This is a genomic window from Vibrio sp. 14N.309.X.WAT.E.F5, assembly GCF_030397615.1.
Taxonomy (GTDB): Bacteria; Pseudomonadota; Gammaproteobacteria; order Enterobacterales; family Vibrionaceae; genus Vibrio; species Vibrio lentus.
Window position 1 is genome coordinate 38,278 of sequence record NZ_JAPNXR010000019.1, and the last position, 25,730, is coordinate 64,007.

Genomic DNA, 25,730 nt, shown 5'->3' on the forward strand with positions numbered 1-25,730 from the left:
ACTGATAATGAGAAAGATTGTTATTACGAGCATGATACACATACATGACCACAATTCCATTGTGTGAAATCAATGTTTTCGAAAATACATACTCGTAAATTTCGTTAAAAACGTTTACGTCAAAAACGTTACTTTCAACAAGCAACGAGAACTACCTCACTAGTACGAACCTATCAAAACAACACAAAAACATTAATTATCAACAACTTAAAATAATGTCGGTTTTCTCATGGCCATCTGTCGTTAATTTTATAAGTAAAATAAGTGGGCAGACGTATAGTAACTCCATCGAAGAGAAACTACTTCTCTTTAATTTTATTCCAGAGGTGATGTGGCTTGCCATATCACTCCGGCAGCAAGCGAAGGTGTCCTTGACACCCGTGGTATAGTCCCCCCGGCTATGCCACGATATTTTTTTCTTCCTTTTGTTTTAACCCACAAACCTTTTTAAATTCCCCAACTATCGTTATATCTCGTATCTCGTATCTCGTATCTCGTATCTCGTATCTCGTATCTCGTATCTCGTAGAAGCATAAAAAAGCCCCAACACGAATGTCGAGGCTTAGAGTATCTTTATCTAAATGAAAACAGTCTGAATCCGCAGCTCACTACTCTTCGTTGTTTTCTGCAAACTTAGAGGGAGACATACCAAAGTGATGCTTAAACCTTTGGCTAAAGTAGGACGGGTCATTAAATCCGGAATCAAAGGCTACGTCTGACACTTTTTCTCCCGCGAGTAAGCGCTCACAAGCATGTTCGAGACGAACTTCATTCAAGTGTTCCTTGAACGTCTTGTGATAAGCGAGTTTAAAACGTCGTTGTAAGCTTCTCTCAGACATGAACAAATACTTCGCAGCAGTTGCTGTACCAAATTCAGCATCAGCGTAGTGTTCACTCACAAGCTGTGACACTTTGTTTTTCCACTCTTGCTCCGCACTCACTTTTTGTTGTTCTGAACTTGAGGCTGTGTGCTTGATCGTCTCGATTTGCTCTATGGTACTCGCTTCAAGGTTTTGCAATACCTGATATTCAATTGGCCAAGACAGTTGAACTTTATTTTGAGAATCCGAAATGAAGGCATTGAGTTCTCCCCCACTTTGATTCATCAATAAAGGCAGCTTTTCAATATTAAGATCGGTTGATTTCCCACTACTGTCATTAATCGCTGAAGCCAACTTAGGGAAAGGCATACCATGATCTCTTATCGTAACAACGAGATGACCTTTAACCTCTTCCACCAATATCACCATACTCTGCGATTTGAAATTTCGCTTGATGATACTCGCGACCAAACTATTAAAGATAATATCGAGATTAAAATACAACAGCGACACATGTCGATGCTTGGTTTCAACGCTGATATCCAGCTCGATTCCCGCTTTAGTTAAGTCGCCCTTCCAAGCTTTGAGTACCGACTCCAAGATCAAAATCACGTCGTAACAAACCGTTCCCTCTCCCTCTTGGCTATTACTCAATTGAGCTAAACCATTTTTTAACGCTAGGATCGGAGACTTTCCTTGGTCATCATTCCAATTGGGTAGCATTACGGCAATCTGATTCACTTCATCGGACAATTCTTTCGCCGTATGAGAAACCAATACATTTTTAACAGACAGTTGCTTTTTGAGCTGTTGATTGGTCGTTAATAAAATCCGGCTTTGATGCCTTAACTGATCGGTCTTTAAAGCAACTTGCGCTTTTAAATGTCTATTGGCAAAAGTGACATAGCGTGAACGCCAAAACACCAGAATAGTGACTACACAAATAAGTAGAATCAAGGAGCTTGCTGCTGCCCAATTGCTCAGATACCAAGGCTCAGCTATCGAGAAACTTTGATTGGTGGAAACAAAACGATAATGCGAGTCTTTCACCGGTTTCACTTCAAGCGTATAGTCACCCGGAAGTAAATGATCTAACGTTAACAAGCCCCCCTCAAATTCACTCCAAGGTTCATTATCATTGAGCCTATACTCCATCGCAGGAGCAAACGTCGCGGGTAAAATACCAAGCTTGAAACCAATGGAAGAGCCGTAAGGTATTTCTTTTAAATCGACCGTTCTTCCGCCAAGCGATACCGTTTCTTGGTCAACACTGATCTTGCTTAATAAGGCTCGGCTATGAGGCGTCGTCGATACCAAAAGCTCATTGGACAATGCACTAACCACACCATACTTAGAACCTAGAACAAGCCTTGAAGATTGATTTGCTTCACTATAAAACAGTGCACAAGCGCCCGCCGCTAATTCATTGGTGATCAAACCAAACGGTGAGCCGATGTGTTTATGCAACTGGCCATCGAGTCCGTAATAACTGATCCCCTTAGATGATCCCAGCCACACACCATTATCATCACTGATCAAACAATTCGGGCTGATATTGTCCTCGACAAGGGCGATCTCATCAATGATGTTGCTGTCATAGGGAATTCGGTACACGCCGTAACTGCCAGCAAACCACTGAGAGCCGTCCTTTGCTTGCTCAATATCGACAACTTTGCCAAATCGCTCACTAGAACGATTGAAACTGATTCTCTTATCGATAAATGAATAGAAACCATGATCCGTGCCGATGTACACACTGCCTTGCAAGCCTACATTGAGGTCTGTGATTTCGGCGGGGAGAAACTTATCGACCAACCAATCAGCGCCATAAGACGCTAACTGCATAGACTGAATCGATAACGAATATAGGTTTTGCCCAGATGTCATCCACAAAGTTTGGTCAGGTTGAAGAGCAAAATTCTCAACATGAACGCCCTGAATCGCTCTCGGCAAATCGAGCGGTTCAGCCTGCAACGTTTGGGTATTAAAACTGAGAATACCCTCTTCAGTTGCAATCCAGATTGATGAACCAAAGATTTCAAAGTCCTTAACTGGTTTGGTATGAACACGAATAGGAACGTCTTCACTTTGCGAATCGACCAAATATAGGCCCATAGATGATGCGACCCAAGACTGGTGATCATCAACAGGCTGCACTTTGTTGATCACAACGCTACTCGAGTGCATTCCCATTCCGTTAAGTGGCGTTCGAGAAAAAGTCTTACTAAACAATGAGAAATAACGGATACCATTGTTGGTCGCCACCCACATACCGCCAGCATGATCATTAATTAGTGAGTAAATTTTCTCGCCCGGTAACGAAAAGTCTTGGTTAGCCGCTTGTTCAAAACGAGTGATTTCGCCGGTAATAAAGTTGTAGCTAATCAGGCCGTGTTCAGTACCAATCCAATATTGATCCGTGGTTTCAGCAACAGAGAGAACATGCGAGCCACTGATCTTGGTCTCTTTCTCTGAATTAGCCAAATCGACAATCACAACGCCATTTAATGTACCAATCAGTAATTCACGTCTCGCATTCGAAAAGTAGACGGTTTCGATGTAGTGTTTATCGGAAGCAGGAACATGGGCAAACTCTTGATTTTCTGAGAGGTAAGTACCAGAACTTGTTGCCAGAACCCATTTGGATAGTACCCACTCAGCATCATTAATCGCAATGTCGCTACTGTTGTTGTATCGATACAGTTTGAGAAGTGAGTAGGTATTAAATTCTAAGGACTGAGTGTTATAGGTGTAGAAATTGGCTCCATCTGTGACCCAAATAAAGTCACCTGAAGCACCAATATTGGCGATCTCAGCACCGGGGCTTAAACTGAAGGCGAGTTCATTGCCGATGCCAGGACTATGTCGGTAGACTTCGTTGTCAAAAAAAGTCCAAAACTCATCATTTAGAAAAGCAACGCTTTCCGATGAAAACTGCAGAAGGCTGCCCTTGCGTGGAAGTAGAGTCCGACCATCATAAAAGAGCACTTTTCCATGCACATCATGGATCCATAATCCACCACCAGCACCTAGATAGAGATTTTTGGCCGCAAGGAAATTCCCCTGCGCCTGAACAGGCAAAGGGTAAAAAACAGAGGGTGAAGTATTTACCGCTAGAACGCTAAATGAAATGCTCATTAACATGAACATTCTGAAGATAATTTGAGACAACGTTTAATCCTGAACAGCAACAACACATGAAATTTCGTTCGCCACAACATCTTATCGTTGCTTCAACGGAAACTAAGTTTTTTTGTGCTTATAATTATCTCTCTATTTTAGCGGAAATTATCGAAGGAGAAAGGAGGTTTGTAATTTGTTGGAAGGTTTTATCTTAGCGGTCACGAAAATGCCGCAAAAAGCGGCATTATTCATAAATTATCGAGAGCAAAGTTAGCAATTAATAACTCGCTAACCATTAATTTCCCGTTAGGCAGCTTGTGTAGCTGTCTGTAAGTTGCTGAAGAAATTCGAAATAACTTCCACTCTTAACTTCAACACTTGAACCGATTGGGTCAAGTTGTCCTTGTTTCGTGCTACTCCCACGAGTTACCGATTCAATAACGGCGGGTGTAAACTGAGGTTCAGCAAACACACATTGAACATTGTCACGGACCAGAGTTTTCTTAATCGCTATCAAGCTTTTAGCTCCGGGTTTACGTTCAGGGCTCACAGTAAAGTGACCTAAATTATTCAACTCAAACTCTTGCTCAAAGTAACCATACGCATCATGAAATACGTAGTAGCCTTTGTCTTTAACTGGCGCAAGCTGTTCATGAATAGACTGCTGCTTTTCTTTCAAGGCAATCAAGAATGAATCTAGATTTTCTTGATACGCCATCGCATTGTCTGGATCAGTTTCAATCAACTTAGCTGAGATATAGTTAGCGGCTACTTCAACTTGGTCGATACCTAACCAAAAGTGAGGGTCATGGCTACCATGATGGTGCCCTTCATGAGCATCGTGATCTTCATGTCCGAACTCTCTCAAATTAATCCCAGGGATTTCACTGATTTCGATAACGTTCTCTTTTGAACCAATCACCTTAGTCAAAAAAGCTTCTAGGTCAGGACCGAACCAAATCACCATATCTGCACTGTGAACTTTTTTGACATCAGATGGCTTAAGCGCATAGTCGTGTGGTGACGCATTGCTGTTCATCAACACATCCGGTTCACTAACGCCTTGCGTTAATTCTGTCACTATCATTTGAATAGGTTTGAAGCTTGTTAGAATAGTGCTCGCGCTTGCAACATTTGGGGCTAATAACAAAGTAGCAAGTATAAAATATGAACGTGACATAATTCCTCGATAATAGAAAAGTAGCTTAGGCTTGCGGTAAATGTTACATTATAACATTAGCGAATTGCAAATGAGTTCTATTCATGGATAACTTAATCCAACTAGATTCTGTTAGCGTCGAATTTGACGGTCGAAAGGTTCTAGACAACATCTCTCTAAATTTAGAGCGTGGCAGAATCACGACCCTAATTGGGCCCAACGGTGCTGGGAAATCGACACTGGTAAAAGTGGTACTGGGCTTACAAACCAAGTTTTCAGGTAAAATAACAAAATCGAACAAACTGAAAATTGGTTATGTTCCGCAGAAGCTAAAGCTCAATGATTCACTCCCCTTAAGTGTCGAGCGCTTTCTTAAGCTGACAGGTAAGTTTAGCCAGCAGGAGATACTGGAAGCATTAAAGCTCGTTGGCGCAGAGCACCTGCAGAAAAGCAATATGCATCAGCTATCCGGCGGTGAAAATCAACGAGTACTTATCGCTCGTTCATTGCTGAGAAGACCCGATCTTCTTGTTCTTGATGAGCCAGCTCAAGGCGTAGATGTTCAAGGCCAAATTGACCTTTACGACCTAATAGATACCATTCGTCACCGCTTTGGTTGTGCCGTATTTATGGTGTCACATGACCTGCATTTAGTGATGGCAAAAACAGACGATGTAATCTGTTTACACCATCATATCTGTTGCTCAGGCGCCCCTGCAGATATCAAACATCACCCCTCTTATATCGCGCTTTTTGGCACCGCGACCCAAGAGACCTTAGCCTTTTATCACCACCAACACGAACATCACCATCATGATCTCGCAGGACAACCTGTCGAAGGCGACGTACATGAATGTTCAAACCATAAACACGGACACCACTAATGCTTGAGTTTCTTCTTCCCTCTATTTTAGCTGGCTTGGGCATTGCTCTCATCGCGGGGCCACTAGGCTCTTTTGTGGTTTGGCGAAAGATGGCTTACTTTGGAGATACCCTTGCTCACGCCTCTTTGATGGGCTTAGCGCTTGGCTTCTTATTCAATATTAATTTGTACTTAGCACTGCTGATTTGCTGTTTGATGCTAGCGGTGTTGCTGGTTACGTTACAAAAGCAGAAGCTGGTTGCGACCGATACTCTACTCGGTATTTTGGCGCACAGTGCGCTCTCTTTAGGCCTTGTAGCGGTAAGCTTCTTAGACAATATTCGTGTCGACCTAATGAGTTACCTATTTGGTGACTTGCTTGCAGTTTCTCCGACCGACTTAGTATTTATCTATGCGGGTGCTGCCGTGATTGGACTGGTGCTTGCTATCTTTTGGCGACCACTATTGTCGACGACCGTTAACGAAGATCTCGCAGCGGTTGACGGCATCAACATTGATTTAATGCGTCTTATTTTGATGCTACTTGTGGGTATCGTCATTGCGGTAGGTATGAAGTTTGTTGGTGCATTAATCATGACCTCACTACTTATCATTCCAGCAGCAACAGCAAGAAAGTTTGCCAATACACCTGAACAGATGGCGTTTCTTGCCTCAGTTATTGGCTCTATCGCTGTGTTCGGCGGATTAAGTTTGTCTTGGTTCTATGACACACCAGCGGGCCCTTCTGTTGTTATCAGCGCTGCGGCAATGTTTATGCTGTCTCAAATGTACAGAACCCGCGCCTAAAGTGAAAAGTCGGGACCCGTTTTGGCTTTTAACAACACAATAGTTGATGCGGTGATTGTTTACAAAAGAGTCGCTCACAAAAAATCAGTAACAAAAGAAAAAGGCTTGGTCAATGACCAAGCCTTTCTTATATCGTTCAGTTAACTTCTATCTCGTGAGATAAAAGCCAGCTGATTACCAACCTGTGATTTCACGTAGGCCTTTACCGATGTCAGCAAGAGACTTAACAGTCTTAACGCCTGCTGCTTCTAGTGCTGCGAATTTATCTTCAGCAGTACCTTTACCGCCAGAGATGATTGCGCCAGCGTGGCCCATACGTTTACCCGGAGGAGCAGTAACACCAGCGATGTAAGATACAACTGGCTTAGTTACGTTTGCTTTGATGAACTCAGCAGCTTCTTCTTCCGCAGTACCACCGATCTCACCAATCATTACGATTGCTTCAGTCTCAGGGTCTTCTTGGAAAAGTTTTAGGATATCAATGAAGTTTGAACCTGGGATAGGGTCACCACCGATACCAACACATGTAGACTGACCAAAGCCTTCATCTGTTGTTTGCTTAACTGCTTCGTACGTCAGAGTACCTGAACGAGATACGATACCTACTTTACCCTTCTTGTGGATATGGCCAGGCATGATACCAATCTTACACTCGTCTGGAGTGATAAGACCTGGACAGTTAGGACCGATCATGCGAACGCCAGTTTCTTCTAGCTTCACTTTAACGTCGATCATATCTGTAGTAGGGATACCTTCAGTGATCGTTACGATCAGTTCGATACCTGCATCAATCGCTTCTAGGATTGCATCTTTACAGAAAGGTGCTGGTACGTAGATAACTGTTGCTGTTGCGCCAGTCACTTCTACTGCTTCACGTACTGTGTTGAATACTGGAAGGCCTAGGTGAGTTTGACCACCTTTACCAGGTGAAACACCACCAACCATTTGCGTACCGTATGCGATAGCTTGGTCTGAGTGGAATGTACCTTGACCGCCAGTGAAACCCTGACAGATTACTTTAGTGTCTTTGTTAATTAATACAGACATTATTTAGCCTCCGCAGCAGCAACAACTTTCTGAGCAGCATCTGTTAGAGATACAGCAGCAATGATATCAACATCAGAATTAGCAAGTACTTCGCGACCTAAATCTGCGTTTGTACCTTCTAGACGAACAACGACAGGAACTGTTACGCCAACTTCTTTAACTGCACCAATAATACCTTCAGCGATCATGTCACAACGAACGATGCCACCGAAGATGTTTACTAGTACCGCTTTAACATTGTCATCAGAAAGGATGATCTTGAATGCTTCAGCTACACGCTCTTTTGTTGCGCCGCCGCCTACATCAAGGAAGTTTGCTGGCTTGCCGCCGTGTAGGTTTACGATATCCATCGTACCCATAGCAAGGCCTGCACCGTTAACCATACAGCCAACGTTGCCATCAAGTGCTACGTAGTTCAGTTCCCACTGAGCTGCGTGCGCTTCGCGCTCGTCTTCTTGTGAAGGATCGTGCATTTCACGAAGCTTTGGCTGACGGTACATTGCGTTTGAGTCAATGTTGATCTTGCCGTCTAGACAAAGAAGGTTACCTTCATTTGTAATAACAAGCGGGTTAATTTCTAGTAGAGCTAGGTCGTACTGAGCGAACATTTCACCAAGACCCATGAAGATCTTAACGAACTGTTTAATTTGATCGCCAGCTAGGCCAAGTTTAAATGCCAGTTCACGGCCTTGGTAAGCTTGAGGGCCAACTAGAGGATCGATCGCTGATTGGTGAATCAACTCTGGAGTTTCTTCAGCGATTTTCTCAATGTCCACACCGCCTTCAGTTGACGCCATGAATACAATTTTGCGAGTTGCACGGTCAACAACAGCACCTAGGTAAAGCTCGTTAGCAATGTTCGATGCTTCTTCAACTAGGATCTTTGTTACAGGCTGACCATTAGCGTCTGTTTGGTAAGTCACTAGGTTTTTACCTAGCCACTTTTGTGCAAACTCTTTAACGCCTTCTTTAGTGTCATGTAGCTCTACGCCGCCCGCTTTACCGCGACCACCAGCGTGTACTTGACACTTAACGACTTTCTTGGCTGTACTGATACGGCCTGCAGCTTCGAAAGCTTCTTGTGCTGTATCACATGCGAAACCTTCTGGTACAGGCAAACCGAATTCTGCAAACAGCTGTTTGGCTTGGTATTCATGCAAATTCATTTTGATATTCCGTTTATTTTCCCTTAAGGGATTATTATTTCCATAACGACACAGTTTCCTGTGGTACGTCTGTAGGGTCTTCTCAAATCAACTGCTGTCCATTTTCTAATGGCTTTACAGTTCAATTGAAGGCCAGACGTTGAGCAGCCTAGCCTTTGAAACTTTTTACGTCTAGCTAACGGGGCTAACTAGACGTTTTAGAGATACTAAACGTCTAATAGCAGACGTGCAGGATCTTCTAGAAGCTCTTTGATTGTCACTAGGAAGCCAACTGATTCACGGCCATCAATTAGACGGTGATCGTAAGAAAGCGCTAGGTACATCATTGGTAAGATCTCAACCTTGCCATCAACAGCCATTGGACGATCTTGGATTTTGTGCATACCCAAAATTGCCGCTTGAGGCGGGTTGATGATTGGCGTAGACATTAGAGAGCCAAATACACCACCGTTCGTGATAGTGAAGTTACCGCCCATCAGCTCATCAACAGTTAGCTTGCCGTCACGGCCTTTGATTGCTAGCTCTTTGATGCCTTTTTCGATGTCAGCGAAACCTAGTGTGTCACAGTCTTTCAGTACTGGAGTCACTAGACCACGTGGCGTTGATACTGCCATGCTGATGTCGAAGTAGTTGTGGTAAACGATATCTGTACCATCAATAGAAGCGTTAACTTCTGGGAAACGTTTCAGTGCTTCTGTTACTGCTTTCACATAGAAAGACATGAAACCAAGACGCGTATCGTGACGCTTCTCGAATTGGTCTTTGTACTGCTTACGAAGATCCATGATTGGCTTCATGTTCACTTCGTTGAAAGTAGTCAGCATCGCTGTGCTGTTCTTCGCTTCTAGAAGACGGTTTGCAACTGTCTTACGTAGGCGAGTCATTGGCACGCGTTTTTGGCTGCGAGCTGCTGCTGGCGCTTCAACTACTGGTGCAGATGCTGCTGCCGGAGCCGCTTTCGCTGCTGCTAGGTGTGCGTCGATGTCTTCACGAGTAATACGACCACCAACACCAGTGCCTTTAACGTCAGCTGGTTGTAGGTTGTGTTCTGCAAGAAGACGACGAACTGCAGGGCTTAGTGCGTCGTTGCTTTCTTCTGTAAGTACCGCTTTGTGGCGCTTATCAGGAGAAGCTTCTGTATCTTCAGTTGTGTCTTTCGTTGGTTCACCAGCGACAGCACCCGGTTTGATTTTCGCAAGAAGCTGCTTAGAAAGTACCGTAGCACCCTCTTCTTCAATGATAGCTTCCAGAACACCCGCTTCAGGAGCCGGTACTTCTAGAACTACTTTATCTGTTTCGATGTCTACAATGACTTCATCACGTGCAACGGCTTCGCCTGGTTTTTTGTGCCAAGTCGCTACTGTTGCATCAGCCACAGATTCAGGTAAATCTGGAACCAGAATTTCAATTGTCATGTCTGTATTTTCCTTTTACTTCTAGTTCTTAAGTAGGGTCAAAGCGTCGTCTACTAACGCTTTTTGTTGTTTCAAGTGTACCGACATATAGCCAACAGCTGGTGACGCTGATGCAGGACGACCTGCGTATTGAATATCAGCACCCACTGGGATAGCAGCTCGGAAATTATGTTGGCTACTGTACCAAGCACCTTGGTTTTGTGGCTCTTCTTGACACCAAACGTAATCGACTACATTTGTGTATTGAGCGATCGCAGCTCTCACGTCCTCGTAAGGGAACGGGTAAAGTTGCTCAATACGCACAATAGCGACATCGTCTTGCTCGTTCTTACGTCTTTGGTCAAGAAGGTCAAAGTAAACCTTACCTGAACAGAACACGACGCGTTTTACGTTCTCAGGAGCCAGATCATCAATTTCTGCGATAGCTGGTTGGAACGTACCTTCTGCAAGATCTTCAAGAGAAGACGTACACAGAGGGTGACGAAGCAATGACTTAGGTGACATTACAATCAGTGGACGACGCATTGGTCTAACGACCTGACGACGAATCATGTGGTAAACCTGTGCTGGCGTTGAAGGAACAACAACCTGCATGTTTTGTTCAGCACATAACTGAAGGTAACGCTCAAGACGAGCAGAAGAGTGCTCAGGGCCTTGACCTTCATAACCGTGAGGAAGCAACATTGTTAGGCCACATAGACGTGCCCATTTTTGCTCACCTGACGAGATAAATTGGTCAATAACAACTTGTGCACCGTTTGCGAAGTCACCAAATTGTGCTTCCCAAAGGGTTAGACCGCTTGGCTCTGCTGTTGCATAGCCGTACTCAAATGCCAACACAGCTTCTTCTGACAATACCGAGTCAAACACTTGGAATGGCCCTTGTTTGTCATGAATGTTCGCAAGAGGAACATACGTGCTTGCGTCAGTTTGGTTATGAAGTACAGAGTGACGGTGGAAGAACGTACCACGGCCAGAATCTTGGCCGGAAATACGAATACGCTTTCCGTCATCAACAAGCGTTGCATACGCCAGTGTTTCCGCCATACCCCAATCGACTTGTTTCTCGCCATTAATCATGGCAGTACGATCGTTGTACAGTTTATTTACACGGCTCTGAAGCTTGTGACTCTCAGGGTACTGACAAATTTTTGAACCCAGCTCTTTCAGACGCTCGATATCAATTTTGTTGTCCCATTCGATGTTCCAGTCATGACCTAGGTATGGAGACCAGTCGACAGAGTGCATCGCCATTGGGCGCCACTCTTTAACCACAACTTCACCGTGATCAAGAGCATCGCGGTATTCGTTAACGAGTTGGGTTGCAGTATCAATACCAAACTCTCCGCGCTCCATCAGCACATCAGCGTATAGCTTACGTGGTGTTGGGTGCTTCTTGATTTTTTGGTACATCAAAGGCTGGGTTGCATTCGGCTCATCGGCTTCGTTGTGACCGTGGCGACGGTAACAAACTAAGTCGATAACAACATCACGTTTGAATGTATTACGGTAATCCAGCGCTAAACGAGCAACAAAAGCAACCGCTTCTGGATCATCTGCATTTACGTGGAAAATCGGTGCCTGAACCATCTTAGCGATGTCAGTACAGTACATTGTAGAACGAGTATCGCGAGGGTTAGAGGTTGTGAAACCAACTTGGTTATTCACAACGATACGAACCGTACCACCCACACAGAAACCACGAGCAAGTGACATGTTAAATGTCTCTTGTACAACCCCTTGGCCTGCAATTGCAGAATCGCCATGGATAGTAATTGGTAGTACTCGGCTGCCATCATTATCGTCTAAGCGATCTTGACGAGCACGAACCGAACCAATAACTACAGGGTTTACGATTTCTAGGTGTGAAGGGTTAAATGCCAATACTAAGTGAACATTCCCACGTGGCGTTGCGAAGTCAGCAGAGAAACCTTGGTGGTATTTCACATCACCGGTTCCCCATGTGTCGTCGTGCTTACCCGCAAATTCGTCAAATAGGTCTTGTGGCTTTTTACCAAGCACGTTGACCAACATATTTAGACGACCACGGTGAGCCATACCAACAACAACTTCACGCATGCCCTGACCACCAGCGTGACGAATAATTTCCTTCGTCATTGGGATCAACGCATCACCACCTTCCAATGAGAAGCGTTTTGCGCCAGGGAATTTAGCACCAAGATAGCGCTCAAGACCTTCAGCAGCAGTTAGCTCTTCTAGGAAAGCTTGCTTTTCTTCTTTATCGAAAGAGGGTTGACCAGAAACAGACTCTAAACGTTGTTGAATCCAACGCTTTTGCTCTGTGTTAGTCATGTGCATGTATTCAGCACCAATCGAACCACAATAAGTTTGCTTTAGAGATTTGTACAAATCTCGAAGCACCATCGTCTCTTGGCCAATAGCGTAAGAGCCGACATTAAATGTCTCATTGAGGTCATCTTCGGTAAGAGTGTGGAAAGAAGGGTCCAGTTCAGCGACTGTATCTCTTTTCCATAAACCTAGGGGGTCTAGGTTTGCTGCTTGATGCCCTCGGAATCGATAGGCATTAATCAGTTGCAGAACCTTTACTTGTTTCGCATCGACATCAGGATCACTAACTTGGACACTGTAATGCTTTGTTTCTTGAGCGAGTCGACGGAAGTATTCACGAACGCGAGAGTGTGGTTGTTCCACCGTTTCTGAAGCTTGCACAGGCAATTCTTCAAATACGCTTCTCCATTCGTCACTTACCGAGTCGGGGTCACTTAGATACAGTTCGTAGAGTTCTTCTACGTACGTTGCATTGGCGCCAGCCAAGTGTGAAGACTCGAGCCATGCCTTCATCACGCCGTTGTGCATATTTTCCCTTAACCAGTAGTTTTCACGTTTGCTGCGGTCTATGCCGAGCTATTAAAAGGCCGCCCCAAAACTTCTAGGGCGGCAATTTTTATATAACTTAAACCGAACGATTCACTAGCATGGTCTTAATGTGACCAATCGCTTTCGTCGGATTTAATCCCTTAGGACAAACACTTACACAATTCATGATGCCATGGCAACGAAAAACGCTAAATGCATCATCAAGATCGGACAGACGTTCGTCTGTCGCCGTATCTCGGCTATCTATTAGCCAACGGTATGCTGCAAGTAGGCCAGCTGGTCCGATGAACTTATCTGGATTCCACCAGAATGATGGGCATGAAGTCGTACAACATGCACACATAATACATTCATACAAACCATCTAAATGAGCACGCTCATCAGGGCTTTGTAGGTTTTCACGAGCCGGTGGCACATTGCCATCAGACACTAAGAACGGCTTAACTTTTTCGTAGTTATCGTAGAACTGAGTCATGTCTACGATTAAATCACGCACGACAGGCAAACCTGGAAGTGGGCGAATTACGATTTTATCTTGGCCAGAAAGTGCAGACAGAGGCGTGATACACGCCAATCCGTTTTTACCATTCATGTTCAAACCATCAGAACCACATACACCTTCACGGCATGAGCGACGGAATGAAATCGTTGGATCTTGCTCTTTCAAAAGAATAAGCGCGTCCAAAAGCATCATGTCAGAACCTTCTTCCACCTCTAGGGTGTACTCTTTCATGTAAGGCTTCTGGTCTACATCTGGGTTGTAACGGTATAAAGAGAAATTCAGTTTCATGGTCATATCTCCTTAGTACGTACGTGCTTTCGGCGGGAATGCTTCACGATGGATAGGTTCCATGTTCACGCCACGCTTAGTCATACTTTCTGATTCAGGGTTGTAAAGTGAGTGGCATAGCCATTGCTCATCATCACGATCTGGGAAGTCAAAACGAGCATGCGCTCCACGACTCTCTGTACGGAAGTTTGCTGCAACCGCGGTTGCGAATGCCGTTTCCATCAAGTTTTCAAGCTCTAAACACTCAATACGTTGCGTGTTGAACTCAGTCGACTTGTCTGAAAGGTGTGCATTTTTAAGACGCTCACGAATCACTTTCAGCTCTTCTAAGCCGTCAGCCATCGCTTTACCTTCACGGAATACAGAGAAGTTGTTCTGCATACATTGCTGAAGATCTTTACGAATTACCGCAGGGTCTTCACCGTCAGTACTGTTTTCCCAACGATTGTAGCGCTCTAGTGAACGTTCAATGTCGGCTTCAGTTGCAGGTTTTGCTTCAGCTTGCTTGTTCAAAGTCTCACCAAGGTGAAGACCTGTAGCACGACCGAATACAACCAAATCAAGTAGCGAGTTGCCACCTAGACGGTTTGCACCGTGTACTGATACTGAAGCGATTTCGCCACAAGCGAATAGACCTTGAATTTCAACGTCTGTACCGTCTTCAGTCTGTTTGATTGCTTGACCAGAAACCTGTGTAGGAACACCGCCCATCATGTAGTGACACGTTGGGATTACAGGAATTGGTTCTTTAACAGGATCAACGTGAGCGAAGGTACGAGAAAGCTCACATACACCCGGTAGACGAGATTCAAGCGTCTCTTTACCTAGGTGATCAAGTTTCAGCTTGATATGTGGACCCCATGGACCATCACAACCACGACCTTCACGAATCTCAACCATCATCGAACGAGCTACAACATCACGACCTGCTAAATCTTTAGCATTCGGAGCATAACGTTCCATGAAGCGCTCGCCGTCTTTATTGAGAAGGTAACCACCTTCACCACGACAACCTTCTGTTACCAAAACACCTGCGCCAGCGATACCCGTTGGGTGGAACTGCCACATTTCGATGTCTTGCATTGGAACGCCAGCACGAATCGCCATACCAACACCGTCACCAGTATTGATGTGTGCGTTGGTTGTAGAAGCGTAAATACGACCAGCACCACCAGTAGCAAGGATTGTTGCCTTCGCTTTGAAGTAGCAAACCTCACCCGTTTCCATACAAAGCGCGGTAGTACCTAAGATTGCACCATCTTCGTTTTTAACAAGATCCAGTGCATACCACTCAGAGAAAACCGTCGTTTTGTGTTTAATGTTTTGTTGGTAAAGCGTGTGCAGCAGTGCGTGACCAGTACGGTCGGCTGCAGCTGCGGTACGAGCCGCTTGCTCACCACCAAAATTCTTAGATTGGCCACCAAACGGACGTTGGTAAATACTGCCGTTATCAAAACGAGAAAATGGAAGACCCATTTTTTCTAATTCGATAACCGACTCAGGGCCATTTTTACACATGTATTCGATAGCATCTTGGTCGCCGATGTAATCGGAACCTTTAACCGTATCGTACATGTGTTGTTCCCAGTGATCTTCATGCGCATTACCAAGAGCAACGGTGATACCACCTTGCGCAGATACAGTATGAGAACGAGTTGGGAAAACTTTAGAAAGCAACGCACAAGATAGGCCTTGCTCAGAAATTTGTAGCGCGGCGCGCATACCAGCACCACCAGCGCCAATTACTACAGCATCAAACTCACGAACAGGAATAGTCACTTACGCACCCCACAAAATAAACAGACCAGAGAAGAAATATCCTAGAAGAACCGCAACAACACCGACTTGAAGACCAACGCGCAATTTTGCACATTTGATGTAGTCAGTTAGTACTTGCCACAAGCCGATCCACGCGTGAACCAAAATTGAAGTAAGCGCTAACATGGTGAAGACTTTAGTGAAAGTACCACCAAAGAATTGCGTCCAAGATGCGTAAGAAATATCACCTGAGAAAGCACAGAAGCTCACTAGGTAGATAGTGTAAAGCGTCATAATGATGGCTGTTGCACGAATCAATAGATAATCATGCACACCATTACGACCAAAAGTAGAAACGTTGTTTACCATACTAAGATCCCCGCTAGTAGAGACAATACCGCTGTTGCTGCGAATGCAACCTTCGCGCTCTTAGCGCCAGATTCCAGCTCTTCAAAGTGACCAAGGTCCATAAGAAGGTGACGAATACCACCAGCAATGTGGTAAGCCAAAGCGGTTAAAATGCCCCACAGAATAAACTTCACGAAGAAACCGTCGACAATGTCGCTAGCTTCCATAAAGCCTACAGGGGAAGAGAGGGAAATGGATAGTAACCAAAGCAGAATTCCGATCGCAACAAAAGTAATCACCCCAGACACACGGTGTAGGATGGAAGCTATTGCTGTGATAGGAAAGTGGATGGTCTGTAAATCTAAATTAACAGGTCTTGTCTTTCTTTCTTTCACGGGCTCGCTCACTCAGCTCCATTGAGCATGATGGTCATTAAATAACCTTATGTATTGTTATGGACAAAATTTGATTGCAAACCGTCAAAATTTAACATTAACTTAACAAATAACGTAAGTTGAGCCTTAGATAATTGTAAAATAATTGTTAATCGCTAGGTTTCTGAAGACACCTCACATTTCTTCTTAGCCTTGCATTTATAAGGTTTTAACCAAACTTTTCAGCGCCACTATACGGCTGGCAACATTCTAATACAATTGATGCAACAAATAATGCTACACAGAACAGATTTTTAACGAATTTAATGTAAAAAACACTAACAAGTGCACACAAAGCTCCAGAAAAATTGACTTTCCCACGTAAGACCAGTAAAAAAATGGCACATAAACATCCTGGACGGATTAATAATAACAAAGGAGATTGTTATGGCGGATAAGAAAGCTACCCTTCATATTGAAGGTCAAGCACCGATCGAATTGCCGATTACAGAAGGCGTACTTGGTACACCAGTGATCGACGTTCGTACACTAGGTTCTAATGGTTTTTTCACTTTTGATCCTGGTTTTCTTGCCACTGCATCTTGTGAATCGCAAATAACTTATATTGACGGTGGAAAAGGTATTCTTCTACACCGTGGTTATCCAATTGATCAACTGGCCAATAACGCTGATTACTTAGAAGTTTGTTACATTCTTTTATACGGCGAAGCCCCTTCTCGAGCTCAATACGAAGAGTTCAAGACGACGGTCACGCGTCACACCATGGTTCATGAGCAAATTGCTAGTTTCTTCCACGGCTTCCGCCGTGATGCTCACCCAATGGCTGTTATGTGTGGTGTGGTAGGTGCACTTGCTGCGTTCTATCATGATTCATTAGATGTTAATAACGACACACACCGTGAAATTGCGGCATACCGCCTAATTTCAAAAATGCCAACACTGGCTGCAATGTGTTACAAATATTCAATCGGTCAACCGTTTATCTACCCGCGCAATGACCTAGGCTACGCAGAAAACTTCCTACACATGATGTATGCAAACCCATGTGAAGAATATGAAGTAAACCCTGTTGTTGCTCGCGCAATGGACAAAATCTTTACATTACATGCTGATCACGAACAAAACGCTTCAACGTCAACAGTTCGTTTAGCAGGTTCTTCGGGTGCAAACCCATTTGCTTGTATTGCTGCTGGTATCGCTTCTTTGTGGGGCCCTGCTCACGGTGGTGCTAACGAAGCTTGTCTAATGATGCTTGAAGAGATCGGTAGCGTAGACAACATTGAAGAATATGTAGCAAAAGCAAAAGACAAAGATGACCCATTCCGCCTAATGGGCTTTGGTCACCGTGTCTACAAGAACTACGATCCACGTGCAACGGTAATGCGTGAAGCGTGTCACGAAGTACTTAAAGAGCTGAACATTCAAGATCCACTACTTGATGTAGCAATGGAACTTGAGCGCATCGCTCTTTCTGATGAGTACTTTGTATCGAAGAAACTATACCCGAACGTAGATTTCTACTCAGGTATCATTCTGAAAGCGATCGGTATTCCTGTATCAATGTTCACAGTAATCTTCGCGATGTCTCGTACTATCGGTTGGATTGCACACTGGAACGAAATGCACAGCGATCCGACAAACCGTATCGGTCGTCCTCGTCAGTTGTACACTGGTGAAGAACAGCGTGATTTCCAAGCTCTACACGAGCGCGAATAGTAAAGTTTCGACTTTTCTAATCAATTGAAATCAAAAAGGGTTGATGTATTAACATCAACCCTTTTCTTTTATATGCTCTCAACTCCGTCATCCTCAAGAGTGAGGGACGAGCGAGTTGGGGATCTCACTAATTGTATCGACAAGCTTTTAGAGATTCCCTTACCCTTACTTTGTCAGTCTAGGGAATGACAAATTACTTGAGATCTCTCGAAGTAAAATCCATTAGAGTTCTAACTAGCCAGTCTCATCGACGGGTACAAATTTATAGTGGCTCGTCATCCCCAAGAACGAGGAACGAGTGAGTTGGGGAGCTCATTTAGTTTATAGAGAACCTTGAGAGATTCCCTACTCCTTCCTTCGTCAGTCTAGGGAATGACGAATACACTCGACTCGTATCCCTCATCTCGCATCTGTTCTTAAACCGGATTATCGATATCGATAAACTCAACATCTAAGTCATGCTCTTTCGCTAACCACTCACCTAATGCCTTCACACCATAACGTTCTGTTGCGTGGTGTCCTGCTGCAAAGTAATGAATATCTTGCTCACGCGCAGAGTACGTAGTTCGCTCTGAAATCTCACCAGAGATAAACGCATCAATGCCTTGAGAAACCGCTAACTCAATGTAGTCTTGACCACCACCGGTACACCAACCGACAGTCGTAATCATTTTATCTTGGTTTTCTGGAGCAATGTGTAATGGCTTACGGTTCAAAGCTTGGCCAATCTTTTCTGCGAACTCTGCACCTGTCATTGGCGCACTCAACTTGCCAAACATCGCAACCGATTGTGGGTGCCCTTCTAAACCGCCTTCGACTTCGATATCAAGTAACTCCGCCAGTTTCGCGTTGTTGCCTAACTCAGGGTGAATATCAAGAGGCAAGTGGTAACCCAAAAGGTTGATGTCATTTTTAATCAGGGTACGAATACGCTTGCCTTTCATGCCACGAATCGCTTCTGATTCACCTTTCCAGAAAAAGCCGTGATGGACTAACAAAGCATCGGCGTTCAGTTCTACCGCTTTATCAATCAAGGCTTGAGAAGCTGTCACACCAGTAATGATTCGCTTCACTTCTGTTGCCCCTTCAACTTGAAGACCATTAGGACAGTAATCTTTAATCTGCTGTGGCTGCAGTTTTTCATTAAGTAGCTTTTCTAATTGTAAGTTATTCATTTTTCTTTCCAGCTTACCTTTATAATAACGTCGTTATATCAATTTACGGGTAGAATGTCGAAAGCCCCACGATGAGTTTATGAGGAACAGATGACAGCACTGCAACGTTTTTACCAATGGGTCATCGACTCACCGCCATTACTGGAAATCAAACCACCCGTTTCTGATCTCAGAGCCTTCTCAAGCCCTCATACCATAGATTCATCACATACATACAATGGTAATCCTAGGCTAGGTTTCCTCTACCAGCACTTATGTGAGCTAGTCATCGATGCTTCGGATAATTATGCAATCAAGTACGATGAGATTCAGATTAATGTTGAAGGTAGAACACTAGGTGCTATCGACTTTATTCTTGAAGAAGAGAGCAGCCAAAAGCTGCAACATTGGGAAGTGGCGATTAAGTTTTACCTACTCCATGAACAGACATGGTTTGGTCCTAACTCTCACGATCAATTAGATAAGAAGCTCGATCGTATGTTGAGCCACCAGCTGGGTATGTCGTCTTCAACGGCCTTTGTTGAGCAATATCCAGAGATCGATGTCGACTCAAAACATCTCCTCATGCAGGGGCGTCTATATACCAACCCCTTCTTAGATCAAAAAGTACCTACTGAATGTTTGGGCTACGACATTAATTCAAGCCAAGTAAACGGTTTTTGGTGCTATCAAAACCAAGCTCATTTAATTACTGAAGTGCTCTACCCTCTCACCAAAGAGCAATGGGCAGCGGGCACTGATGATTTCGCCTGCGAGCCGATCACCGAGTTTGGTGATCGCTTCATTCATGGGCAAACCAAATCAGGGCAGTTTTGGTTTGTGATGCCACAAAGCTGGCCACACGGATAATCTATTCAGTTATTCAACCACTTAGTCCTAGTCGCTTTACCCACAAACTGATAAAAAAAGGGCTGATGCTTTCACATCAACCCTTTCACTATTTACCTTGTGACTCTACTAATCTGTATTCGATTATAGGCCAGCGGCTGCAAATACTTGATTAACAATCTCTTGAGCTTCTGCTTCGATTGCTTTTAGGTGCTCTTCACCTTTAAAGCTTTCACAGTAGATCTTGTAGATGTCTTCAGTGCCTGATGGACGAGCGGCAAACCAACCGTTCTCAGTCGTCACTTTTAGGCCGCCAATTGCAGCGCCATTACCTGGAGCATGCGTTAGGCGTGCAGTAATTGCATCACCAGCAAGCGTCTCAGCTGAAACCATCTCTGGAGATAGCTTCTTAAGTACGTCTTTTTGTGCACCGTTAGCTACTGCTTGAATACGGTTGTACTTAGATTCGCCGTGTTTAGCGGCAAGTTCTTCGTAGTATTCTTGTGGGTTCTTACCAGTAACTGCTGTGATTTCAGCCGCAAGTAGGCAAAGAATCAGGCCATCTTTATCTGTTGACCAAGGCGTACCGTCTTTACGTAAGAAAGATGCCCCCGCACTCTCTTCTCCACCGAAACCAAACTGACCGTTATAAAGGCCATCAACGAACCATTTGAAACCAACTGGCACTTCGCAAAGCTCGCGACCTAAGTCAGCAACAACGCGGTCAATCAATGCGCTTGATACCAGTGTTTTACCAACAGCAACGTCTTTACCCCAACCTTCACGGTTACGGTATAAGTAGTCAATACATACCGCTAGGAAGTGGTTTGGATTCATTAAGCCTTTTGGCGTAACAATCCCGTGGCGATCGTAATCAGGGTCGTTACCAAACGCTAATTGATAGTCGTCTTTAAGAGCCAGTAAACCTGCCATTGCGTATGGAGAAGAGCAGTCCATACGAACCACACCGTCTTTGTCTAGAGACATAAACTGGAACGAAGGATCAACCGCTTCACTTACAAGAGTAAGGTCTAGGTTGTACGCTTTACCAATTTGACGCCAGTAATCAATACCGCTGCCACCCAGTGGATCAACACCAATTTTGATGTTTGCTTTCTGGATCGCTTCCATATCAACCACATTAACCAAGTCAGCAACGTATGGTGCAACAAGATCCACTTCTTTCACTAACTCTGACTGTTTAGCCTGTGCGATAGGAGTGCGCTTAACGCCTTGCATTTGCTCAGCAATGATCACGTTCGCACGGTCTTCAATTGCTTGAGTCAATTCAGCTTCAGCTGGACCACCGTGAGTCGGGTTGTATTTAATACCGCCGTCTTGTGGTGGGTTATGCGACGGCGTAATAACAATGCCGTCCGCTTTTTTATCATTCACAAGATTGTGCGTAAGAATCGCATGCGAGATGCCCGGTGTTGGAGTAAAGCCATTTTTTTCTTGAATAATAACTTCAACACCGTTGGCTACAAGCACTTCGATAACAGTAGAAAACGCAGGCTCAGAGAGAGCGTGAGTATCTTTGCCTAAGAAAAGTGGGCCTGTTGTACCTTGCTCAGCACGAACCTCAGCAACCGCTTGTGCGATTGCGAGAATGTGGTTTTCGTTAAATGTTGATTTGTCTGCTGTACCGCGATGACCTGAAGTACCGAACAGTACTTTGTGATCTGGGTTAGTCGCATCCGGTTGCTGTAAGAAATAGTTAGCCACTAAAGCCGGAATATTATGAAGATCTTCCTGCTGAGTTTTCTGCCCAGCACGAGGGTGCATAGCCATTTTTCGACATCCTTATATATAAAATTTAAAAACAAAAAAACCTCATAATATCTTCTTATCCATGGATATTATGAGGTTTAAATCAGATTTCGTTAAATTGAACCTGTTACTTTTTCTATCAATTCTGCTTGGAAATTCATGCGGCTCATAAGCTGCTCAACCATCTGTCTTTTACGGCTTGTATTATTATTAGTAATAACCCAAAAAGGACTTTGTGGAATGGCTTTAGGCTTAGTGGTGTTGCCGTTTGCTAATAATGTTGCTTCATTATCGGCAAAGTAAACACGCTTGCGGCCTTTTACTTGAGTTGCTTCAGAAAAGCTTTCAGCGTCAATTTTATGCAGTGTCGATAACACTAGCATGAAACGATCAATGGCTTTCTTTAATGATGCAAACTCATCTGATATTAGTAGTGAGCGCATTTCTTTAACGCCATCGAACTTCTCTGGAGTAAAGCCTACCTCTTTGCTAACAACGATACCTTTTGGCTCAACGCTCTCTTTGAACGGAACCATGCCTGGGCGATCTACTTGTAACAAGCGGCGCAGAATATCTGAAGCGCTTTCGCCAATACGTTCTGTCTGACCCGCGATATAACGGTATAGGTCTTCATCAACCTCAATTGTTTTCATTCGCTTTTCACAATCTCAATGTTTAAACTCAGGGGGATTATAGCGAGATCCGCGCGGATACTCTACGTCAAACCCACCATGAATAAGATAAAAATGTCAGTACAGCTCAACTATAAATTAGAAGGTGCGGGTCACACCATTGTTTTGATCCATGGATTATTTGGTAATCTGGACAACCTTGGCTTGCTGGCTAGGGATCTGAAGGCCGATCATCAAGTGCTCAGTATTGATCTTCGTAACCACGGTCAGTCCTTTCATAGCGATACTCACGACTATCAGGCAATGGCGCAAGACGTCGCTCAACTGTTGAATGATCTTGAACTAAACGATGTCACTGTGATTGGTCACTCTATGGGTGGAAAAGTCGCGATGGCGCTTACCCAGCATCTTGAATTAAATAAGCTGGTTGTGTTGGATATGGCACCGGTCGCCTACACTCAAAGTCGTCACGACAACGTATTCGCAGGCCTACAAGCGGTAATAGAAGAACGACCAACGTCTCGCTCAGATGCACTAAAGGTTCTCGCAAAACATATAGAGATAGATGGGGTTCGCCAGTTCCTAACCAAATCTTTGTTCAAATCAGAACAAGGCATCATGGAATGGCGCTTCAACGTTGCGTCACTGCTCGCCAATTACTCGCAGATCATTGGTTGGGAACCGATTGATAAAACCTCGGTCAAAACCTTGCTGATAAAAGGTGGGGACTCTGATTACCTTACGGCTGAGCATCAAGCCGCCGTTCAACAGCAGTTTTCTAACGCAAAGGCACATGTTATTGCCAATACTGGACACTGGTTACATGCTGAAAAACCAGCTGAAGTGCTCCGTGCAATCAGAAAATTCATCGCTTAAATATGTTGATTCGTCGATATAAATGAGAGCTGTGTAATCACAGCAGATTAACTTTATCTCACAAGAGTGATATAGTGCGCCCAAGCAAATTTGGTATATAAGGTTCCCATGCTTTACGACTACATGAACATCATTGAATCTGTTGGTTTAGATCTTCTGTTTGCCGCGATTTTCTTTCTAATCGGAATGGCAATTAAAGACGTTCTAAAGGAAGGAAATGTTCCTGCATTTGGTCGTCGCATCGTATGGTTAGTACTTTTCCTTGGCTGCGCAGGTTTTATCGCAAAAGGGATAATCCAACTAAGCTGGGAAGGAACTGGAATCTAACGATTTCCTCCGAACTTTATTACACCGACAACAGACAAAATGAAAGGTAATGATTCTATGGCAAGTGTAGGTCTCTTCTTTGGTAGCGATACAGGTAACACTGAAGCTGTTGCTAAGATGATTCAAAAGCAATTGGGCAAACAGCTCGTTCAAGTTCAAGACATTGCAAAAAGCAGCAAAGAAGATATCGATAACTTCGATCTACTGCTGCTTGGTATCCCTACGTGGTACTACGGCGAAGCACAATGTGATTGGGATGACTTTTTCCCTGAGCTAGAAGCTATTGATTTCTCAACGAAGCTTGTTGCTATCTTTGGTTGTGGCGACCAAGAAGATTACGCAGAATACTTCTGTGATGCTATGGGTACTATCCGTGACATCGTTGAAGCGAAAGGCGGTACTATCCTAGGTTACACATCAACTGAAAGCTACGAATTCGAAGCATCGAAAGGTTTAGTTGAAGGCGATGACAGCCAATTTGTTGGTCTATGTATTGACGAAGATCGTCAACCAGAACTGACTGACGAGCGCGTAACTAACTGGGTTAAACAAATCCACGAAGAGATGTGCCTAGCAGAGCTAGAAGACTAATTCTCTCGTCGTTGTTAATTGTTACGATTAATAACAACAGTATAGATACGAAAAAACCTCCATCTTGGAGGTTTTTTGCTATTTAGGCTTACAGATTAACATTCCGCTTCGAGAGCTTCTTCGTCATCTTCTCTAAATTGAGGTTTCTTTCTCACATATAGGGTTCGTTGTATTTCTGATACCACATTCCCCTTGTTATCTTTTACGTAGATAATAAACTCAGGAAAGCACTTCTCCCCTAACTGAGTTTGACGGTAGATATCATCAAGTTGCCCTTGGCTTATCTCGAAATCAGCATACAAGTCAGACTGGCCTGGCTTGATAAAGTTGATGCTTGCTTCTTTATCCCAAACATAATATCGCTCACCTAAAATACCCATTAACATCAAAGAGTAAACAGGATCGGTTAGGGAAAATATACTGCCGCCATATTGAGTACGATTGGCATTTTTATTCCACCAACGTAGCTTAAGCACTGTCTTTACTACCCTAAAATCAGCACTGATATGGGCTATCTTAATACCAGCACCCCAGAAAGGAGGCCAAATGTTGAGAGCGAATTTTACGATGTTTGGTTTATATATTCTTGCAAGTTGCTTATTCATAACAACATTCCGTGTTCATATTAGAATTACCGCCACCTTGACTGGTCGTACCTCCACTATAAGTGAGATACTTCCAATTTACAAAACAGATTGTGATGTCAGTGAGTAACCCTTTGAAGTTCGTGGTTTATTGTTATGCCTGACTAAACTATAATGGTATTAATATTGAATTCTGTTAATTGCTGCAGATCATCAACAGGAAAGTATATGTCAGACAATAATCAAGCGCTAAAAGATGCTGGTCTTAAAGTGACCCTCCCACGGCTCAAAATTTTAGAAGTATTACAACAACCAGACTGCCAACATATTAGTGCTGAAGATTTATATAAAAAGCTGATCGACTTAGGTGAAGAGATCGGTCTTGCGACCGTTTATCGCGTACTGAACCAATTCGATGATGCTGGCATTGTAACTCGCCACCACTTTGAAGGTGGTAAGTCTGTATTTGAACTTTCAACACAGCATCACCACGATCACCTAGTATGTTTAGACTGCGGTGAAGTTATCGAATTCTCTGATGATCTTATCGAAGAAAGACAAAAAGAAATCGCTCAACGCTACAACGTACAGTTAACTAACCACAGTTTATACCTGTATGGTAAAAGCATCACTGGGGATTGCAAAGGCAACCCAGACGCACACAAAGCGAAGAAATAACTC

22 protein-coding genes are annotated in these 25,730 nt (G+C 43.9%); 8 read left to right on the forward strand and 14 right to left on the reverse strand.

All coding sequences use genetic code 11. From position 1 onward, the window contains the following. Positions 1-608 precede the first annotated feature (608 nt). Complete coding sequence (locus OW495_RS17945; RefSeq protein WP_289887623.1) at positions 609-3,959, reverse strand: helix-turn-helix domain-containing protein; 3,351 nt, start codon at positions 3,957-3,959, stop codon at positions 609-611. 280 nt (positions 3,960-4,239) lie between these two features. Next, positions 4,240-5,124 (reverse strand): zinc ABC transporter substrate-binding protein ZnuA, encoded by an 885-nt coding sequence (gene znuA / locus OW495_RS17950; RefSeq protein WP_017106133.1) that lies wholly within the window; start codon positions 5,122-5,124, stop codon positions 4,240-4,242. Between the two features lie 83 nt (positions 5,125-5,207). Between znuA and znuC the strand changes: the two genes are divergently transcribed. Then, positions 5,208-5,987 carry a zinc ABC transporter ATP-binding protein ZnuC gene (gene znuC, locus OW495_RS17955; protein ID WP_017110326.1) on the forward strand — a complete coding sequence of 260 codons (780 nt, stop codon included), beginning with the start codon at positions 5,208-5,210 and terminating at the stop codon, positions 5,985-5,987. Further along, complete coding sequence (gene znuB, locus OW495_RS17960; protein WP_289887626.1) at positions 5,987-6,772, forward strand: zinc ABC transporter permease subunit ZnuB; 786 nt, start codon at positions 5,987-5,989, stop codon at positions 6,770-6,772. Before znuC ends, znuB begins: the two co-directional genes overlap by 1 nt. Before the next feature lie 174 nt (positions 6,773-6,946). Here the strand turns inward: znuB and sucD are convergent, their stop codons facing one another. The 8 genes from sucD to sdhC form a co-directional block, all read right to left on the reverse strand. After that, entirely contained in the window at positions 6,947-7,819 is an 873-nt protein-coding gene (sucD, locus tag OW495_RS17965; protein ID WP_004734209.1) for a succinate--CoA ligase subunit alpha, read from the reverse strand. Continuing rightward, positions 7,819-8,985, reverse strand: coding sequence for an ADP-forming succinate--CoA ligase subunit beta (sucC, locus tag OW495_RS17970; RefSeq protein ID WP_004734210.1), 1,167 nt, complete (start codon positions 8,983-8,985; stop codon positions 7,819-7,821). The genes sucD and sucC overlap by 1 nt, the downstream gene beginning before the upstream one ends. A 206-nt stretch (positions 8,986-9,191) precedes the next feature. Then, positions 9,192-10,400: a 2-oxoglutarate dehydrogenase complex dihydrolipoyllysine-residue succinyltransferase gene (gene odhB, locus OW495_RS17975; RefSeq protein WP_289887628.1), complete on the reverse strand. Its 1,209-nt coding sequence runs from the start codon at positions 10,398-10,400 to the stop codon at positions 9,192-9,194. Positions 10,401-10,421: 21 nt separating this feature from the next. Further along, positions 10,422-13,238 carry a 2-oxoglutarate dehydrogenase E1 component gene (sucA, locus tag OW495_RS17980; protein ID WP_099165314.1) on the reverse strand — a complete coding sequence of 939 codons (2,817 nt, stop codon included), beginning with the start codon at positions 13,236-13,238 and terminating at the stop codon, positions 10,422-10,424. Positions 13,239-13,335: 97 nt separating this feature from the next. After that, the gene (locus tag OW495_RS17985; protein ID WP_009847320.1) at positions 13,336-14,049 is read right to left on the reverse strand and encodes a succinate dehydrogenase iron-sulfur subunit; all 714 of its coding nucleotides are present in this window, start codon (positions 14,047-14,049) and stop codon (positions 13,336-13,338) included. A 12-nt stretch (positions 14,050-14,061) separates the two neighbouring features. Further along, positions 14,062-15,828, reverse strand: a complete 1,767-nt coding sequence (sdhA, locus tag OW495_RS17990; protein ID WP_009847321.1) for a succinate dehydrogenase flavoprotein subunit — start codon at positions 15,826-15,828, stop codon at positions 14,062-14,064. Continuing rightward, positions 15,829-16,176, reverse strand: a complete 348-nt coding sequence (gene sdhD / locus OW495_RS17995) for a succinate dehydrogenase, hydrophobic membrane anchor protein (protein WP_004734215.1) — start codon at positions 16,174-16,176, stop codon at positions 15,829-15,831. Next, a complete protein-coding gene (gene sdhC, locus OW495_RS18000; protein ID WP_012604532.1) occupies positions 16,170-16,562 on the reverse strand; it encodes a succinate dehydrogenase cytochrome b556 subunit in 393 nt (130 codons plus the stop codon). The genes sdhD and sdhC overlap by 7 nt, the downstream gene beginning before the upstream one ends. A 414-nt stretch (positions 16,563-16,976) precedes the next feature. Here sdhC and OW495_RS18005 point away from each other — a divergent pair, with 414 nt between their 5' ends. Next, the gene (locus OW495_RS18005) at positions 16,977-18,266 is read left to right on the forward strand and encodes a citrate synthase (protein WP_004734217.1); all 1,290 of its coding nucleotides are present in this window, start codon (positions 16,977-16,979) and stop codon (positions 18,264-18,266) included. A 416-nt stretch (positions 18,267-18,682) separates the two neighbouring features. Here the strand turns inward: OW495_RS18005 and OW495_RS18010 are convergent, their stop codons facing one another. Then, positions 18,683-19,441: a Nif3-like dinuclear metal center hexameric protein gene (locus OW495_RS18010; protein WP_289887631.1), complete on the reverse strand. Its 759-nt coding sequence runs from the start codon at positions 19,439-19,441 to the stop codon at positions 18,683-18,685. Positions 19,442-19,531: 90 nt separating this feature from the next. Here OW495_RS18010 and OW495_RS18015 point away from each other — a divergent pair, with 90 nt between their 5' ends. Continuing rightward, complete coding sequence (locus tag OW495_RS18015) at positions 19,532-20,290, forward strand: DUF1853 family protein (protein WP_289887634.1); 759 nt, start codon at positions 19,532-19,534, stop codon at positions 20,288-20,290. A 123-nt stretch (positions 20,291-20,413) separates the two neighbouring features. Here OW495_RS18015 and pgm read toward each other — a convergent pair whose 3' ends face one another. Together pgm and seqA are read right to left on the reverse strand one after the other, a co-directional pair. After that, positions 20,414-22,060, reverse strand: coding sequence for a phosphoglucomutase (alpha-D-glucose-1,6-bisphosphate-dependent) (pgm, locus tag OW495_RS18020; protein WP_289887636.1), 1,647 nt, complete (start codon positions 22,058-22,060; stop codon positions 20,414-20,416). 92 nt (positions 22,061-22,152) lie between these two features. Then, positions 22,153-22,692, reverse strand: coding sequence for a replication initiation negative regulator SeqA (gene seqA / locus OW495_RS18025; protein WP_017106125.1), 540 nt, complete (start codon positions 22,690-22,692; stop codon positions 22,153-22,155). A 93-nt stretch (positions 22,693-22,785) separates the two neighbouring features. Between seqA and OW495_RS18030 the strand changes: the two genes are divergently transcribed. From OW495_RS18030 to fldA, 3 genes are all read left to right on the forward strand, one after another. Further along, a complete protein-coding gene (locus OW495_RS18030) occupies positions 22,786-23,547 on the forward strand; it encodes an alpha/beta fold hydrolase (RefSeq protein WP_289887679.1) in 762 nt (253 codons plus the stop codon). A 108-nt stretch (positions 23,548-23,655) separates the two neighbouring features. Then, on the forward strand, positions 23,656-23,874 hold the full coding sequence (locus OW495_RS18035; RefSeq protein WP_017106123.1) for a DUF2788 domain-containing protein: 219 nt from the start codon (positions 23,656-23,658) through the stop codon (positions 23,872-23,874). A 57-nt stretch (positions 23,875-23,931) separates the two neighbouring features. Continuing rightward, positions 23,932-24,465, forward strand: coding sequence for a flavodoxin FldA (gene fldA / locus OW495_RS18040; RefSeq protein WP_017106122.1), 534 nt, complete (start codon positions 23,932-23,934; stop codon positions 24,463-24,465). A gap of 95 nt (positions 24,466-24,560) precedes the next feature. On the opposite strand, the gene OW495_RS18045 is transcribed toward fldA, so the two are convergent. Next, positions 24,561-25,070, reverse strand: coding sequence for a DUF4442 domain-containing protein (locus OW495_RS18045; RefSeq protein WP_017106121.1), 510 nt, complete (start codon positions 25,068-25,070; stop codon positions 24,561-24,563). Between the two features lie 207 nt (positions 25,071-25,277). Between OW495_RS18045 and fcrX the strand changes: the two genes are divergently transcribed. Beyond that, positions 25,278-25,727 carry a ferric iron uptake transcriptional regulator FcrX gene (fcrX, locus tag OW495_RS18050; RefSeq protein ID WP_004734226.1) on the forward strand — a complete coding sequence of 150 codons (450 nt, stop codon included), beginning with the start codon at positions 25,278-25,280 and terminating at the stop codon, positions 25,725-25,727. Positions 25,728-25,730: the final 3 nt, after the last annotated feature.